Annotated in this window: 17 protein-coding genes; 10 read left to right on the plus strand and 7 right to left on the minus strand. The window is 51.1% G+C overall.

The window, feature by feature from the left end; all coding sequences use genetic code 11:
- Nucleotides 1–41 precede the first annotated feature (41 nt).
- From Q0W37_RS13000 to Q0W37_RS13010, 3 genes are read left to right on the plus strand one after another with little or no spacing between them, the layout of a single operon-like run.
- Complete coding sequence (locus tag Q0W37_RS13000) at nt 42–1,706, plus strand: EAL domain-containing response regulator (RefSeq protein ID WP_297701982.1); 1,665 nt, start codon at nt 42–44, stop codon at nt 1,704–1,706.
- 57 nt (nt 1,707–1,763) lie between these two features.
- Nucleotides 1,764–1,958, plus strand: coding sequence for a hypothetical protein (locus Q0W37_RS13005; protein ID WP_297701983.1), 195 nt, complete (start codon nt 1,764–1,766; stop codon nt 1,956–1,958).
- Nucleotides 1,958–2,641 (plus strand): MauE/DoxX family redox-associated membrane protein, encoded by a 684-nt coding sequence (locus Q0W37_RS13010; RefSeq protein ID WP_297701984.1) that lies wholly within the window; start codon nt 1,958–1,960, stop codon nt 2,639–2,641. Before Q0W37_RS13005 ends, Q0W37_RS13010 begins: the two co-directional genes overlap by 1 nt.
- 3 nt (nt 2,642–2,644) lie before the next feature.
- Here Q0W37_RS13010 and Q0W37_RS13015 read toward each other — a convergent pair whose 3' ends face one another.
- Nucleotides 2,645–3,790 carry a glycosyltransferase gene (locus tag Q0W37_RS13015; protein WP_297701985.1) on the minus strand — a complete coding sequence of 382 codons (1,146 nt, stop codon included), beginning with the start codon at nt 3,788–3,790 and terminating at the stop codon, nt 2,645–2,647.
- A 35-nt stretch (nt 3,791–3,825) separates the two neighbouring features.
- Between Q0W37_RS13015 and Q0W37_RS13020 the strand changes: the two genes are divergently transcribed.
- The 4 genes from Q0W37_RS13020 to Q0W37_RS13035 are packed head-to-tail and all read left to right on the plus strand — an operon-like array spanning nt 3,826 to nt 8,219.
- The gene (locus Q0W37_RS13020; protein WP_297701986.1) at nt 3,826–4,785 is read left to right on the plus strand and encodes a glycosyltransferase; all 960 of its coding nucleotides are present in this window, start codon (nt 3,826–3,828) and stop codon (nt 4,783–4,785) included.
- On the plus strand, nt 4,782–5,879 hold the full coding sequence (locus Q0W37_RS13025; protein ID WP_297701987.1) for a glycoside hydrolase family 99-like domain-containing protein: 1,098 nt from the start codon (nt 4,782–4,784) through the stop codon (nt 5,877–5,879). The genes Q0W37_RS13020 and Q0W37_RS13025 overlap by 4 nt, the downstream gene beginning before the upstream one ends.
- Nucleotides 5,876–6,775: a glycosyltransferase family 2 protein gene (locus Q0W37_RS13030; protein WP_297701988.1), complete on the plus strand. Its 900-nt coding sequence runs from the start codon at nt 5,876–5,878 to the stop codon at nt 6,773–6,775. The genes Q0W37_RS13025 and Q0W37_RS13030 overlap by 4 nt, the downstream gene beginning before the upstream one ends.
- Nucleotides 6,759–8,219, plus strand: coding sequence for a hypothetical protein (locus Q0W37_RS13035; RefSeq protein ID WP_297701989.1), 1,461 nt, complete (start codon nt 6,759–6,761; stop codon nt 8,217–8,219). The genes Q0W37_RS13030 and Q0W37_RS13035 overlap by 17 nt, the downstream gene beginning before the upstream one ends.
- A gap of 14 nt (nt 8,220–8,233) precedes the next feature.
- Here the strand turns inward: Q0W37_RS13035 and Q0W37_RS13040 are convergent, their stop codons facing one another.
- The 4 genes from Q0W37_RS13040 to dapB form a co-directional block, all read right to left on the minus strand.
- Nucleotides 8,234–8,662, minus strand: coding sequence for a PTS sugar transporter subunit IIA (locus Q0W37_RS13040; RefSeq protein WP_297701990.1), 429 nt, complete (start codon nt 8,660–8,662; stop codon nt 8,234–8,236).
- A gap of 73 nt (nt 8,663–8,735) precedes the next feature.
- The gene (locus tag Q0W37_RS13045; RefSeq protein ID WP_297701991.1) at nt 8,736–9,749 is read right to left on the minus strand and encodes a phosphotransferase; all 1,014 of its coding nucleotides are present in this window, start codon (nt 9,747–9,749) and stop codon (nt 8,736–8,738) included.
- Between the two features lie 64 nt (nt 9,750–9,813).
- Complete coding sequence (locus tag Q0W37_RS13050) at nt 9,814–10,830, minus strand: ABC transporter permease subunit (RefSeq protein ID WP_073320565.1); 1,017 nt, start codon at nt 10,828–10,830, stop codon at nt 9,814–9,816.
- A gap of 130 nt (nt 10,831–10,960) precedes the next feature.
- On the minus strand, nt 10,961–11,791 hold the full coding sequence (gene dapB, locus Q0W37_RS13055) for a dihydrodipicolinate reductase (RefSeq protein ID WP_297701992.1): 831 nt from the start codon (nt 11,789–11,791) through the stop codon (nt 10,961–10,963).
- Between the two features lie 133 nt (nt 11,792–11,924).
- On the opposite strand from dapB, the gene Q0W37_RS13060 reads away from it, so the two are divergent.
- Nucleotides 11,925–13,124, plus strand: a complete 1,200-nt coding sequence (locus tag Q0W37_RS13060; protein ID WP_297701993.1) for an MFS transporter — start codon at nt 11,925–11,927, stop codon at nt 13,122–13,124.
- Nucleotides 13,125–13,129: 5 nt separating this feature from the next.
- Here Q0W37_RS13060 and Q0W37_RS13065 read toward each other — a convergent pair whose 3' ends face one another.
- Complete coding sequence (locus Q0W37_RS13065; RefSeq protein WP_297701994.1) at nt 13,130–14,260, minus strand: GGDEF domain-containing protein; 1,131 nt, start codon at nt 14,258–14,260, stop codon at nt 13,130–13,132.
- A 68-nt stretch (nt 14,261–14,328) separates the two neighbouring features.
- On the opposite strand from Q0W37_RS13065, the gene Q0W37_RS13070 reads away from it, so the two are divergent.
- The gene (locus Q0W37_RS13070) at nt 14,329–14,895 is read left to right on the plus strand and encodes an NUDIX hydrolase (RefSeq protein WP_297701995.1); all 567 of its coding nucleotides are present in this window, start codon (nt 14,329–14,331) and stop codon (nt 14,893–14,895) included.
- Here Q0W37_RS13070 and tsaA read toward each other — a convergent pair.
- Nucleotides 14,845–15,687, minus strand: a complete 843-nt coding sequence (gene tsaA, locus Q0W37_RS13075) for a tRNA (N6-threonylcarbamoyladenosine(37)-N6)-methyltransferase TrmO (protein ID WP_297701996.1) — start codon at nt 15,685–15,687, stop codon at nt 14,845–14,847. The genes Q0W37_RS13070 and tsaA overlap by 51 nt on opposite strands.
- A 57-nt stretch (nt 15,688–15,744) precedes the next feature.
- On the opposite strand from tsaA, the gene Q0W37_RS13080 reads away from it, so the two are divergent.
- A partial coding sequence (locus Q0W37_RS13080) for a PCRF domain-containing protein (RefSeq protein ID WP_297701997.1) occupies nt 15,745–16,556 on the plus strand: 812 nt, incomplete at its 3' end.

Genomic DNA, 16,556 nt, shown 5'->3' on the forward strand with positions numbered 1-16,556 from the left:
GTTTTTAATATATGTTTATGTTACAAGAATAAGAGAAAAGGATGCAAGCGTTCAAGTCCAGACAGAACCTGATGGTGGTTGAACACGACGAAGAATGCCAGAATGCCCTGCAAAGCATTCTGGAAGAAACGTACAACATCACCGTGGTCGGAAATGCCCAAGAGGCACTCTTGCTGTTGATGGATTCCCCATCGACTTATTCGCTTGTACTGCTGGAAATCGACCTTCCTGGAATGACCAGCCTTGAATTTTTGCAGCAAAGGTCCCTGAACAGTTCCCTTAGCAGCATTCCTGTCATCGTCGTCACAGGTGAAGGTTCCGACGACGAATGTTACAAGCTGGGGGCGGACGAATTCATTCGAAAGCCATTCAAATCCCACGAAGTCATTCTCACCCGCTGCGCCCGCATCATTGACCTCTACGAAAACAAGAACCTCGTATCGCAAACCGAAAAAGACAAGCTTTCGGGACTTTACACGCTCGACTACTTCTTTGAATACTTGAAGCAGATTATTCCATTGGATATGGGTTCTGACCGCGATGCCATCGTCATCGACATCGAGCATTTCAAGCTCATCAACGAAATCTACGGGCGTAACGTCGGCGACCAGATTCTTGCACAGATAGGCGCATACATCCAGCAGATGCTTACCTCCCTGAACGCAATCGCCTGTCGAGCCGGAGCAGATGTCTTTTACATCTACAGCATTCACCAGGACAATTACCAAGAGCTTCAAACGGCACTTCAGGGAATGCTTGCCCAAGTCGCAAAGGCAAACAACATCCGCATCAGAATCGGCGTATGGCAATACGTAGAACGGAGTACGGACCCCGAATCTTGGTTCGACCGAGCGAAAAGCGCCTGCGACCGCATTAGCGGGAACTTCACGGTATCGGTCGCCCTCTACAACAGCGGCCTACACAGCAAGCACCTGCGCGAAGAACACCTGATCCGGGACATCTACGAGGCCATCGAAAACAAGCACCTGAAAGTTTACTACCAGCCCAAGTACGCCATTCAAGGCGACAAGCCGCATTTACGGTCGGCAGAAGCCCTTATCCGCTGGATTCATCCGACACTCGGCTTTATCAATCCCGGAGACTTCATTCCCCTTTTCGAATCGAACGGTCTCATTCAGATGGTAGATTACTACGTGTGGAAAGAAGCCGCCGCGCAAATTCGACGCTGGAAGGACGAATACGACTTTACCGTCCCCGTTTCGGTGAACGTATCCCGCATCGACATCTACGATCCCGACCTCGAAAACAAGTTCTGCGACATTCTGGAACAGAACAAGCTTTCGCCGAAGGAATACATGATCGAAATTACCGAAAGTGCCTATTCCGACAACGCCCAGGGACTCATCGATGTTCTCAACAGCATGCGCAGCAAGGGGTTCCGTATCGAAATGGATGACTTCGGCACAGGATACTCTTCGCTAGGGATGCTCACGGAACTTCCCATCGACATTCTGAAAATCGACATGTCCTTTGTCCGCAACATGGAAAAGAACGAAAAGAACAAGAAGATGGTCGAGCTGATTATCGACATTGCCAAGTTCCTAAAGGTTCCCTGCATTGCCGAAGGCGTCGAGACCGAATCGCAGCTGCGTACCTTACGGAAAATGGGCTGCGACGTCATCCAAGGGTATTTTTTCTCGAAACCGGTTCCGCCCGAGGAATTCGTGAAGTTCATCGAAAAATAAAAGATCCTTTGGAAGAAATAGATTCTCGCCCGTGCGTTTTTTTGTATTTTGTCTTCTATGAAGACATTGCTTTTAAAAGTCATTGACAATCTAAAGATTTACCTAAAGTCCCTGAACTGGATTTTCCTGCTTGGACTTGCCGCATTCTGCATTGCACTTGCCGTCATCAACAACATCCGTGTCGGAGAATCAAAGTCCGTCGACTGGATCGGTAGCCAGGAAATCCTTGAAAAGCCAGCCGAGGTACAATAATGAAGAAAACCGTTTTTTCTGGAATTCTCCTTGCGGTCGCCTCGATTCTTGTTGCCATTGGCGTCGCCGAAATTTCGTTCCCCGAATCTATACTCACGTTTACCGACCAGGACTGGCTTATTGATTTATGGCCGAAGGCCTACCGCTACAACATTCAGGTCGGGCTTGGCGCCATCATCGTCGCCATGGGCCTTTGCTTTCCGGCTTACCGCCTGCAAAAGGACTTCGCCATCCGCGCCCTCGAAACGCTCTTGCGAATCGGAATCGGCGGAATGTTCATTTTCGCAAGCATTTTCAAGATTCAGGACCCGCACCAGTTTGCGGTCCTCGTGGCGCAATACCAGTTTTTCCCGGCACTGCACCTCGAGAACGTGAACAATTTCTTTGCGCTCGTTTACCCGCAATTTGAGCTGTGGTTCGGACTCGCCATGATTTTCACCCCGTTCGTGCGCGAATCGGCATTCGCCATTTTCTGGATGTTCGTGAGTTTCATCATCGCACTCAGCTGGGCACTCGGCAACGACCTCGGCATTACCTGCGGGTGCTTTGAACTCGAAGACGGCGACGCCCACGACAAGGCCGAAGCCTGGACAAGCCTTATCCGAGACATCATCCTGATCTGGCCGACACTCTGGCTTGCTACCCGCAAGAGCCGCAGTCTGATTAAGGTGTGGAAGAAATAGTTACTAGTTAATAGTTACGTTTATAGTTTTCAAGAAATCAATCACGCGTTTACTGAAAGATTTCATGGAGCAGCGGTCCAAAAGGGCGGCTGCTTTTTCGTTGTCGACCACGTTTTCACCGGCTAGTACACGGTCGAGTACGCGGGCATAAGCCTCGGCATCTGTCGGAGGATCGATCAAGGGGCACGCCCCTTCAAGATTTTCCTTGACGGCCGAAGTCGCCGCCCCCACCGCAGGCGTCCCGCAGGCAAGCGCTTCGATGGGCGGAAGCCCGAAACCCTCGAGTAGCGAAGGGTACACCATCAAATCGGCATGACGGTAAAAGTCACGAAGCTCGTGCGCCTGGAACTCGCTAAAATGATACACGTTGTAGAGTTTTTTCTCGTTCACGATTGCACGCAGGCGTTCCGAAAATTTGCCCACGCGCACAAAGGCCACAAACGGGCGCAGCCGAGCCATTTCAAAGAAGGTTTCGATATTCTTGCGCGGTTCGTCGAGGCTTACGTTCAGGCACATTCCATCGAAATTCCGGATACCGTACTTGCGGAGAAAAAGTTTCTTTTCTGCAGCAGTCGGCACGGATTCAGGCTTGTTGAACAAGTCGCTGTCTATAGGGCATCCGATAACGGTTCCCGGCTTCTGAGACATCTGCGGTCCAAAATAGTCCGCCGCCTGCCCACGCGTCCAACCGGAATTATAGACAAAATAAGCAGCCTTGACCGTCGGACGAATGTAGAACAGATTCAGCAGTTTGAACTTGAGCGAGTTCGGGTACAACGTTTCGGCGAAAGTATCATGGACAAACATGACTGTTTTCGCCTGTTTCCGAACTACCGGCACCAGGAAACCGAGTTCCGGACGGATAAAGAAAACGAAATCGGGCTGAAGTTTCTTGACAAGTCTCTTTAGTGGAGAGCGAAAAGTCGCATACCCCGTATAGAGCGATTTTGCCCAGACCTCGTGCGACACATATCCCTGTTCCTGTGAGCCCCCATCGGGAGACGCATCGACTTTGCCAAAAAACTTGGGCGTTTTAAGCCAAAGTACATGAGCTTCAAATTCACCCGATACCGCCTTGACCAAGTTCAAGGTCAAGCGTCCAAAACTGGTACACTCGTTCTTATCGCAAACAAAAAGAATCTTTCGCATTATCCTTATAAGATAAAAAAATCTATATTCACTGTATGGCTAAAATCGGCGTAGTCCTAGCAACTTACAATGGCGAAAAGTATCTGTCGCAGATGCTCGATTCCCTGCTTGCGCAAACGCGCCCTGCCGATTTTATCGTTGCAGTCGATGACGGATCCAAGGATTCGACCCCCGAGATTCTGAAAAGCTACGAAAGCCGCCTGCCTCTTAGAATAACGATCCTGCCGCAGAACACGGGACATCGTGCAGCCTTTTCCAAGGCACTCGAATATGCTAGGCCTGAGCTTGGCGAAAACGACCTCGTCGCCCTAGCCGACCAAGACGACATCTGGATACCGCAGAAGCTCGAAATTCTCGAAAATGCAATCGAAAAGGGCGATGAACACGGAACAAAGCCCATGCTCGTTTTCGGGGATGCCCAGGTAATCGACGCAAGCGGAAAAACCGTAGACAAATCGTGGAGAGCCATTTCGGGCATACAGCCAAGGCTATCGACCGAAGCAAGAATCGCCGGCACAAACAACGTCACCGGCTGTCTTTCGCTTTTTAGGGCGAACCTGCTTCAAAAGGTTCTCCCCATTCCCGCCGCCGTCGGTGTTCACGACGCCTGGATTGGACTTTTGGCCGCCCAATACGGCAACATCGCCCCCCTCGAACAGCCGGTCGTCTTATACCGGTTGCACGGCGAAAACTCCGTCGGTCTTGGCACCCCATTTAGTTTCGACGAAACCTGCAAACGGCAAATCGCCTGGACCGACATGCTCCTTGAAAAAAGCGAACTGTTGAACCTGAACCCGGCTCAGGCAAGCTTTCTAAAAAAACTGAACCGCTACTGGCACAAAAGAGCGAGTGTGCCGTTGCTTGTAACATCGCTCCCCTTCTTGATTCGTTTCCGTACGCAGGTATTTCCTACTCCTGAACGCCGACTCAAGAAAATTCTCTTTTCGTTACTGGGCGCACCTGCAGTACACCTCCTCTTTGGGAAAAACAAATGAAAACCATCGCTTTCTACTTGCCGCAATTTCATCCGATTCCGGAAAACAACCGCTGGTGGGGCGAAGGTTTTACCGAGTGGTTTAACGTCTGCCGCGCAAAGCCGCTGTTTAAAGGGCACCGCCAACCGCGCCTTCCTGCAGAACTTGGTTTCTACGACCTCCGCTGCGACGAGACTCGCCGCGAGCAAGCCCGCATGGCACGCCAGTTCGGCATCGACGCCTTCTGCTATTACCATTACTGGTTCAACGGCAAGGAGCTCCTGGAAACCCCGCTCCAAAAGATGCTTGCGGACAAGGAATGCGACATACCCTTCTGCCTCTGCTGGGCAAACGAGACCTGGTCCAGGGCCTGGGACGGCAAGGACCGAGAAATCCTGATAGAGCAAACCTACAACCGAGCAGACGACCAGAATCACGCAAGGCACCTCTGCGAAATTTTCAAGGACGAGCGCTACCTCAAGTCCCAGGGAAAACCTGTTTTTATCATTTACCGCGTGGGCAAGCTCGACGCGCCCGCCGATTTCGTAAAGACTCTCGACGAAGCGGCGAAGAACGCAGGCTTTAGCGGCGTCCGCGTTTTTGCAGTCCGCAATTTCGCCTGCGACGTTTCCGATGAACAACTCGCCTCTTACGGAATCGAAGACATCGTAGACTTCCAGCCGAACAACACCGAATACCCGAGTAGGTCCGCCCTGGGAAAAGGAATCCGACTTTTACAGCGAAAGTGGAACGACCTCGCCAAAAAAATCGGGCTTCCCGAAGTCTACTCCGTTCTGCGCCTGAACTACGCAGATGTCGCCCGCAACGCCCTTGCGCTGTACAAGAACTTTAGCGAGCGCCACTATCCAACCGTTTTCCCGAACTGGGACAATTCCCCGAGAAGAAAGGCGGCAACCATAATCCAGAACGACAGCCCCGAAGATTTCGCCGAATGGGTACACGAAGCATCAAGCATTCTCCGCAAGCGTCCCGAAGAGCATCAGTTTCTCTTTGTGAACGCCTGGAACGAATGGGCGGAAAGTGCACACCTCGAACCCGACGCCAAGATGGGCAAGGCGTTTTTGCAAGCATTCAAGCAAGGACTTGACCGATGAATACCTCCGTATGCGCCATTCTCGTCAACTTCAAGAACGAAAAAAAGACCGTAGACTGCCTACGCGCCCTCGAAAAGAATTCGGTCCGCCCCGCCTGCGTCTATATTATCGATAACGCAAGCACCGAAGAATCGCAAAAGTTTTTTTGGAGCTATACGTTCGCCTTCAAGGTCCGCTGGATCTGGAACAAGGAGAACCGCGGGTTTGCCGCGGCCTGCAACCAGGGAATTGTTGCCGCACAGGCCGAATACGAAGGATGCTACATCTGGCTACTCAACAACGACACGCTCCCGGAACCATCCGCTCTGGAAAAGCTTCTCCAAAAAGCGGAGAGTGCACGCGCCGGAATCACGGGATCGCTCATCAAGAAAATCAACGGGGATTTTTCGGGAGGAGTCTGTTTTATCCATCCGAAATTTGCAACGATCCGTCGACCGAATTCCAAGAACGAAACGGGATTCGACTATGTAGAAGGATCGTCGTTCCTGATTTCACCGGAATGCCTTAAGAGTACGGGCCTTTTGAGTGAAGACTACTTCTTGTATTTTGAAGAAAGCGACTACTGCCTGCAAGCGAAGAAAAAAGGGTTCACTCTCGCCTGGGCAACCGACAGCGTCATCTTACACGACATCGGTTCTTCGACCGGAAGCGAAATAGCAAAAGGGGAAGTTCCCTCCTTTATCGATTGCCTCATGATCCGAAACCGAATCCATTTCGCATTGAAGAACGGTTTTCCGAAAGCATCCGTACTACTCGGATTGATAATCAGTCTCGGGATACGCTTGAACAGGCTCCAGTTTTCAAGAATTGCAACCATTATTGCCATCACTTTCTCGACAAAGGGATTCAAGCGCTTTATCGAAAAGAACGGAGGCTTTTATGAAATTAAGGCATAGCGTTGCAGCTGCGACTCTCTTTGCATTTTCAAGCCTGTCATTTGCACAAAATGCAACCGAAAACTTTCCCGGAACGCCTCACATCACCTTTGCAGACTCCGCGAGCCACCATGAAATAAGCATAGGCGCCCAGCTGGCCGACTCGCTTGCCATGACAAACCTGACAAACGCTCCGACGCACTACGACAATTCGGCTTCTGTCCGCCTTTTTCTGAAAGGGCATTTTACGGAACGTCTGTGGTTCAACGCCCGCGTCAAGGTCAGCACCGACCATACCAACAAGGAAATTGCAGACAACTTCTACAATCCGGACGAAGGCATTCCCTACAACAAGCAAAACGACCGTAAGCGCACCTGGGATATTTTTGCAGCAAGTTCAAGCTACGATCTCGATGCCGTCAAGTTGCTTGCCGGATTTGACTACCTGAGCATGGGCCCCGCCCGAAGAAACCACGTCATTCTTCGCGGCGAACAAAATCATTTCCGTCCGTGGCAAGATAGCACAAGCCGCATTTTCGAGCCCGCCCCCACGCCCTATTTCGGCTACCGTTTTGAACTCGGCCCGATCGCCTACACGCAATACGCCATGAAACTTTTCGAAAAGAAAAATTTCGGAAAGTATATGCACGTCCATAGGCTCGATCTCGAACTGCCCCTGAACATTACGCTTGGACTTTCGGAAACGGCTCTTTACGGAAGCACCACCGAAGAAGAACCGAACCCAAACATCGATGCGGACAGCAGCGGTCGAGATTTTGAATGGGCGTACGTCATTCCGTTTATCCCATACGTATTCCAAGAACACCTGCAAGGCGACCAGGACAACATTTCGCTCGCCTTCGATTTAAGCATCAAGACCATTCGCGACTGGGAACTTTACGGAGAACTCCTGTGGGACGATATGAAATCGCCCACCTCCATGTTCGACGATAGCTGGTGGGGCAACAAGTGGGCAACCTCCGTAGGACTCGCCCGCGACAACTTAAGGCTCTGCGGGATTCTTTGGAACTGGTACATCGAATACACCCGCGTGGAACCCTGGGTTTACACGCACCACAAGGGCGGCGGATACACTTACCGCAGCTACTCGCAAAGCCTTGGGAGCGACCTTGGTCCTAACAGCCAGGAAATCTACAGCGAAATCGGTGGATTGTATCAGGTGGAAAGTGGAATGCTAAAGGGTGCTGAATTCAGGGGAAATGTTCATGCAAGCGCAGTCGCAAAGGACACCGCCTTCGGCGGAAACATCACCGACATGCACACTCCCGAAAGCGCAACCGACAAGAAATTCCTAAACGACAATACGACGCTACATTACGTAGAACTCGGAGGAAAACTGGAACTCAAGCCTTGGGAATGGCTAACGATCCGCATGGGTTACGACCGCTACTTCGGTGACTACGAAGGTTACCGTGCCATGGCCGGCGGAAGCATCCAGTACTAAATCGTAAACCGCAATTACTCTTCGAACAGGGTAGTCAGTTCTTCTGGCGTAGTTGCGGCCAAAGCCTTTGCTCGCCACTGAGGATTCAAGAGCTTACGCGCAATTTTGGCAATCACCTGCGTGTGGCAGGTCGCCGACTCTGCCGGCGAAAGCAGCAAGCACATAAACTGCGGCACCTGTCCCGCCTTCACCTGAATATCCGTAAAGCCCGGCGGACAAACCACAAAAGCAAGCAAAGGTTCCGAAAGTCCTGGTACGCGGGTATGCGGCAAGAGCAAGCCCTCGCCCATATAAATTCCCTGCGCAATACGTTCCGATAAGGCTTTCCACACCGCCATCGCATCAAACGCTGAAGGACCATGCACAAGAGCATCGTAGGCAAGGCCGAGCGCCTTCGCAAACGATACCGATTCCGAATAATGTTTTACGTAAATAGGATTCATTAAAAAAAGAAAAATGAAGAATGAAAAATTAAAAATGATGAGACATTCTTAATTTTTCATTTTTAATTCTTAACTAAACCAGAGCCTTATCCATGAAGTCGAACACTTTCGGAGAGGTTGCCTTAGCAACCTGCTTGAACTCGTTAAAGACACTGCGCAGTTGACGCTTTCCGGGTTCAATGTAGTTTTCAAACTTCTGGATTCCCTTGACCTTACTCAAGAAGCAATAAGCCCCCATGGCCTGCATCACGCGCTGCAAGCTCGCATGAATAAAGGCTTCCCAGGCATCTTCCTTGGAGTACGTCTTGGTTTCGCGATACGAAATGCGCCAGTATTCGAAGAAGTCCTTAATTTCGGTCAACGAAAGTTCCACATACGGATCCCACAGAAGCGAGGCAAGATCGTAGAACATGGCTCCGCGACGTGCGCCCTGGAAATCAACAAATGCAATTTCGGAGTTCGGCTTCACGATAATGTTCTGGCTCTGGAAATCGCGGTGCATCAGCACCTTATGCTGGGCTTCGACCGAAACGGCCAAGAGCGAATAGAACTGACGAACGTATTCCGGGATTTCCTCAATTCCCTTATGGGCCTTCAGGTAGTTCTCGGTAAAGTAATCCGTTTCCCACTTGAGTGCATCAAAATCGAAACGGCGAAGCCACAGATCCGAGCGCGAGCTGAAAAGCGAGCGAGAAACTTCCTGCCACTTAATCAGCGAATCAATCACTTCCGGGTAGAGGATGCGGACATTTCCTGTCTTCTTTTCATGTCCCGGAGGCAAGATGTTATCGAGCAAGTTGTGGGCACCGAGGTCTTCCTGCAAGACGGAGCACGAGGTTTCATCGACACAATAAATGCGGGGAACCGGAAGTCCAAAGGAATTGAAAGCTTCCGCATAATCCACAAAGCGCTTAAAATCTTCATCCACGGAAGCGGATACCTGCAGCACCGAGGAGCGCTTGTCAGAGGCAATGCGATAATACTTGCGGCCCGAACCAGCACCTGCAATAGGGGTTACCTCATAATCCGAGTAACCGTGAGACGTCAAAAAACAATCAATAGCCGGAGAAACAATTTCATTACTCATGGTTTGCAATATAAAAAAGACGAGAGACTAAAGACGAGAGACAAGAGAAAATCGCGCCTTAAAACTACGAGAACTTGATGCGCGGGTCCACCAGCGTATAGAGGATATCGCTGAAGAGGCGGCCAATCATCGCCATCAGGCTGCTGAGGAAGATTACACCCATCACCACGTTATAGTCGCGGTTCACCATGGAATTGTAATAAAGGAGTCCCATGCCGTCGATGTCGAACACCTTCTCGATGAGGAGAGCCCCAGCAAACATCAGGGTGCAGATTTCAGAAAGGCGTGTGGCAATCGGAATCAGGGCGTTACGGAGCGCATGGCGCACCAGCGCCTGGTTAAAGCTCATACCCTTCGCTAGGGCGGTACGCATATAGTCCTTGCCCAACTCTTCCAGCGCGGAGTTTTTCATGAGGAACGTGAGGAACGCGAATTCGCTAATCATGTAGCAGAAAATCGGCAGAATCAAATGGTGCCCGAGGTCCACCATCTTTTCGAAGAAGGTAAAGTCCTCGAAGTCATCGCTCGTGAGGCCCCCTAGCGGAAAAATGTCAAGGTACGAACCGCCTGCCAAAAAGATGATGAGCAGGATACCAAGAGCGTAACCCGGCATCACATACCCCGAGAAAATCACACCCGAAGAAAGGGAATCCAGCTTGCTCCCATGATGCACCGCCTTCCAGAGACCCAGCGGAATGCAGACAAGATAACTCAGGAAGAACGAAGTAATACCAAAGAACAGCGAAATCGGGAAACGGCTCGTAATCACGTCCCACACGGGGAGCCCGTAGGTGTAACTGGAACCTAGGTCCAAGTGCAAAACATTCCAAAGCCAAGTCAGATAACGTTTCCAGGCGGGTTGGTCAAAACCGAAATACGCCTGGATTTGCGCAATCTGGTCGGGTGAGAGCGCCTTGGACGCATCAACACCACCCTTCATGGCTGCGGCCTGCTGCGCACGCGAAATCATTTCCTCCACAGGTCCACCCGGCAACAGCTGAATAAGGATAAAGCATACCAATGAAATCCCGATGAGAGTCGGGATCATCAAAAGTAAGCGGCGGAGGATATAAGAACGCATAATAGGTATGAGGTATGAGGCCGCTCGTTTCACTCGCTTTGAGCTCGTTCGCTCCGCTCACTTTGAGTATTCCACATAGCTCAAAGCACCGCAGGTGCGCGCCCATAGCCCAAAGCGCGTAGCGCGAGCTCTAGCGCATCTTGCCGGAGCGGAGCACGTCCATCATGTTGAAGGGCTTGGCCGTTCCGTTTGCAATGTGGCATGCGAGGAAGTTCACGGCGTCCACGGTGCCTTCGGCGTAAATCTTGCGGCCGCACACGTTGTGCTGGAATTCAAAGTGAACCGTACCGTCGGCGCTGTCGAGGCTGTAGGTGTGGAAGGCGTGACCGCCGAGGTATTCTTCGGGCACATGCATGCGTTCCATCTGTTCCTTTTCGTTACGTACCTTTTCGATATCGTCGACAGAGAAGTCGAAACCCATCTTCTGGAAGTCGCCCACCACGGCCTTCGCGGTACCGCTCGTATCGGCCTTGGTCTTCTGGTGGCTTTCGACCACGGAGAGCTTGTAGCCGCTGAATGCCGTCGGGAATTCCTTCGCCAAAAATTCAATCATCGTCTGGAAAGCGACAATCTGCTTTGCCATGTTCGGGGCAATCACGCTCGGGTGATTGGCTTCGGCAACGAGCTTGGCGAGCGCTTCGCGGTCACCACCGGTGGTGCCCATCACGAACGGAATCTTGTGCTTTACGTAGAAAGCGGCGTTGTCGTTCACGGCCGTCGGGTGCGTATAGTCAATGCAAATAACGTTCGGATACTTTTCAAGAACTTCGCCAATGCGAGCTTCGCGATTGCTCGGCTTCAAAAGTTGGATGGTCTTGCCGGCGACTTCGGCTTCGTTTTCAACGATAATTTCACCCGTCAAAGAATACGGGACGAGTTCGAGGCCGCGGGCCACGCAGGTTTCGGCCACAATGCGGCCCATGTTGCCCGGAATACCATTTACCATCACTTGTACAGACATAATAACTCCTAGTTTTTTGGAGAACAAGATAGTAAAAGGTGTCAGGGAGCAGAGTCAGGGTTCAGGATTAACGAGCTTCGAACAAACCTATTCGGGGCAAAAGAAAAGCTATATTTAGGAAAAAGTTTACAAGATGTCTTTAGAAGAAAACATAAACAGTTCCACTAAGCCGCCCCTCTGGACGCGGAATTTCGTGACGGTTGCCGCCGCGAACTTTTTGCTGTTCTTCAGTTTTTACCAGCTGCTGCCGATCCTTCCGCTATACATTATCGAAAAATTCCAGACGGACAACGCGACTGCCGGATTCATCATCTCGCTCTACACCATTGGCGCTCTCGCCTGCCGACCGTTCGCCGGTTTCCTGGTGGATACCCTCAGCCGTAAGCCCCTGTACTTCTGGACGTTCTTCGCGTTTACCGCCTGTTTTCTAGGCTACAAGACCGTCGGCATCTTGCCGATTCTCGCCGCCGTGCGGTTTGCCCATGGCCTATTCTTCGGCATTTCGAGCACGGCGAGCAACACGGTCGCCATCGACGCCCTGCCGGCATGTCGCCGCGGCGAAGGCATCGGCTACTTCGGCATCAGCGTGAACCTTGCCTTTGCGACAGGCCCCATGACAGGCATGTTCCTGTACGAAGCCTTCGGCGACACTCTCGTATTCGCCATTTCAATTATTTTGTGCGTCATCGGACTTATCCTGGTGCAGACCCTGAACGTTCCGCGCAAAGAGAAAAAGCCGCACGCCCCACTTTCACTCGACCGATTCTTTCTCACCCGAGCCATTCCGCAGTTTGCAAATTTCATTTTCGTCGGATTCGCCTACGGCCCGGTAACAAACTATATCGCACTTTACGCCAAGGAACTCGGTATCGGAGGATCCGGCTGGTTCTATGCACTGATTGCTGCGGGCCTGATTATAAACCGCATCATGACAGGCAGACTCATTGACCGTGGCTACCTGATTCACCTGGTGGGTACAGGCATGACCTTGAATGTGGTCGCCTACTTCTTACTCGCGTTCAGCCACACGTCCGCCGCCTTCTTTATTTCGGCATTCCTTATCGGAACAAGTCTCGGCCTCATTTTCCCTGGGTACCAGACGATGTGCGTGAACCTCGCCCGTCACGACCAGCGCGGTACCGCCAACAGCACCTACCTCTCCGGCTGGGATATCGGAATCGGTACAGGCATTCTAGTAGGAGGCTCCATGGCAGGGCATTTCGGTATGCACCAGCCTGTATTTCTCGCCTGCGCCGTAGCACTCGTCATCGCAGATGTCCTCTACTTTACCTGGACATCAAGGCACTATCTGAAGAATAAACTCGAAGGATAGATGGATTAGGAACGTTTGTCTTCGTACATCATCTCGTCGGCGCTGACAACACTCCGCCTGAAATTCGTGGCGAAACCATCCCAGGCGGCATAGCCGACACTCACCTCGATCGTATACTTTTGCGGGCCCCGCCTATTCGAGATTTCGTCTTGCAGGCATTCTCGAATTACAGAAACAACCCCCTCCGGCATTTCCGTATGGGCAATCATCAGAAACTCATCGCCACCGTAGCGGCAGAGAAAAACCGAATTTCCTAGCCGTCCGCAAGCTTTCTTAAGCGCCTTCGAAATCACCACCAGCGCCATGTCCCCCTCTACATGCCCATAGGTATCGTTGATCTGTTTAAAATGATCTACGTCAACCATAATCACATAGGAATTTTTGGGTTCGCGCAGCTGCATCAGGTAACGTTCCAGCTGATTTCGGTTATTCAGCGAAGTCAGGGAATCCGTCGATATTAACTGATTCTGCGAATTCAAATAGACAAAGAGGATTATCAACGTACACCAGAAGCAGAAAATCGGCGTCGTCAGGGATAAGAAAAGCTGCGCTCCCGCAGCAATAATACACCCAGGGGTATAACTTGCCACGATCAGGATAGTCTTAAGGTTCTTTCGATGCTCAGGTTCCAAGCCTCGAACAACAGCGCGAATTGTTACCGTCATTATATACACAAACGGTAGGAACAACAAAACGAAATAGTAAAGGTCAATAGGTTCTAGTTCCTTGTCAAGCCAAAAATCTGGCAAGAGCACAAACGAAACTAGCAATAGAACCATTTCTAAAAAAATTGGAATTTTCAGTTTTGCCTGAAGGCGTTGTATCTGCACACGAGTCATTTCTGGCCGCGTACTTATTTCGGCATACATAAAGCAGCTATAGAACAGGAATGCCGCCACAATCGCGTTCGAATAATTTACCGCCAAGACGGTAAACGTATTTTTGAGAATGGTGCCGTCATTCACTAGCGCCCACAGCGAGTCGCTCGCGAAATAAAGAATATGCCACAGTACCAGTTTATAGAACAGCTTAAACTTCTGTTGCGGAGTCGGGAGTCTTTTGATACTATACAGGAGCAACATCAGGACGCAGATGCACCCGATATTCACTTCCGTATAAAAAGTAAAGACACTCATGTTAAAGAAAAATATACACATTTTCAAAAAAAGTTCAAAAAAAAATGTTTTTTTCTAAATTACGGGACATGAAACCCTGGAAACTCTTGAATACGGAATATCTGGTTAACGCCCCCTGGCTAAAAGTCGCCAAAGAAACCTGCGAATTGCCCAATGGCAAGGTCATCGATGATTTTTATACGTTGTGGCAACCGGACTGGGTGCTTATCCTTGCCCGAACCCCCGAAAGCAAGTGGGTCATGACGGAACAGTACCGCCACGGCACGGGTAAAATCGCCTTGGAGTTCCCCGCAGGAATCATTGACAAGGGCGAAACGCCGGAACAGGCCGCAATCAGGGAATTGCAGGAAGAATGCGGATATTGTTTAGACGAGCCTGAAACCTGTGACCTGAAACCTGTAACCTATTTAGGTTCTTTCCCGGTGAACCCCGACAGGCATCGCGGAAAATTTCACGTGGTCTTTATCGACAACGTCATCAAGAACGGCCACACGAATTTTGACAGCACCGAAGAAATCGAAAGCCTTTTGCTAAGCGATGAAGAATTGCAGGTCAAAATGGCCGACGGCACGTTCAATCACCCGCTACAGATGGCGGGATATTTGAAGTATAAATTGCAGAAACGCGCGATGTAATTCCTTGTCACCGTATTTGTCTTCGGCGCCGGGCTTTAGGTCTTCGTCGGTATAGCCGCTCACAATGCGTTGCAGCACGACCTTGCGTTCTGCTTCGTCATAAGAAAAGTGGATGCGGAAAGTACGATACGCAAGCACACCCGTATGTGCAGATTCGTCGACAGTCAAGCGACGGCGAGAGCTATCGAAAACATCCTTCGAGAAATTTCCACGGGAAAGCTGCACCTGTGCAAAGCTAAGCAAATCAAAGGCGCTATGCTCGGCAATCCAGCGGTTCTGCGCATCGAACGCGTCCGTGACCTGAACCGACCACAAGTCGCCCACTTGTTCTTCGACCCAACCCGCCTTGGCATCGGGGAAAGCATCCGCCATAGGAATGTAGGGCTTGATATCGAGTACGGGCGTTCCGTTCAGCAAATCCGACTCGTCTACATATAAAGTAAGGCCTTCGACTTTCAGCAGGCGCACACAGCTTAAGCCAATCGGATTCGGGCGGTAAGGGCTCCGGCTTGCAAAGGTGCCTACACGGTCCTTGCCTTTCGGCGGTACGGGCGGGCGCGTTGTCGGGCGCCAACCCTCGTTCTCGTGGAACTGGAAAATCACCCAGATGCGTTCAAAGCCCTCAAGGTCGCGAAGCGCCGTTTCGAAATTCATCCCCGACTTGAGTTCAATTCGGCCCGGATGCCCCGCAAACAGCCTCCCCTGCCGAGGAGCGTCGTACTTGTAAATGGCATCGCCATAAAATGTACCGATTGAAGAAATTTCCACAGCAGAAAATATAGAATTTACCACCCTTTTTCCTGTCTACAGCCTACTGTCTACTGTCTACATTTTCTACCTTTGTGCCCGATGAAAGATAAAGCTAAAAAACTGATTGAAAAGTACGAGGAACTGGAATCGGAACTCGGGAATCCGGATGTTCTTTCTGACCAGGCCCGTTACAACAAGATTCACAAGCAGTACAAGGGTATCGAAAAGGCTGTACTCAAGGCCAAGGAATACCTGCAGATGCTAAACGACCAGGAAGAATGGAAGGCCGCCCTTGGCGATTCCGACCCCGAAATGGTCGCGATGGCAAAGTCGGAACTTTCCGACATCGAAAAAAAGTTGCCGGTTATTACCGACGAACTCCAGATTTTGATGGTGCCGAAGGATCCGTGGGATTACCGTAATGCCACGCTCGAAATCCGCGGCGGCACCGGCGGTGACGAATCAGCCCTTTTTGCGGGCGACCTGTTCCGCATGTATCAGGGTTACTGCAGCCGCATGGGCTGGAAGATGACCATTCAGGATGCAAGCGAAGGCACCGTGGGCGGTTACAAGGAAATCCGCGTGTTCATTGAAGGCGACAGCGTGTACGGAACGCTCAAGTTCGAAAGTGGCGTTCACCGCGTGCAGCGCGTGCCCGAAACCGAAACACAGGGCCGCGTGCATACCTCTGCCGCAACCGTTGCAATTCTCCCCGAAGCTGAAGAAGTCGATGTGGAAATCCGCGAAGCCGACATTCACATGGACACCTACCGTTCTTCGGGCGCCGGCGGTCAGTACATCAACAAGACGGACTCCGCCGTGCGACTCACCCACATTCCGACAGGCGTGGTGGTGAGCTGCCAGACCGAACGTAGCCAGCTGCAGAACCGCTTGCACGCCATGGAAATGCT

This window comes from uncultured Fibrobacter sp., from assembly GCF_947166265.1.
Taxonomy (GTDB): domain Bacteria; phylum Fibrobacterota; class Fibrobacteria; order Fibrobacterales; family Fibrobacteraceae; genus Fibrobacter.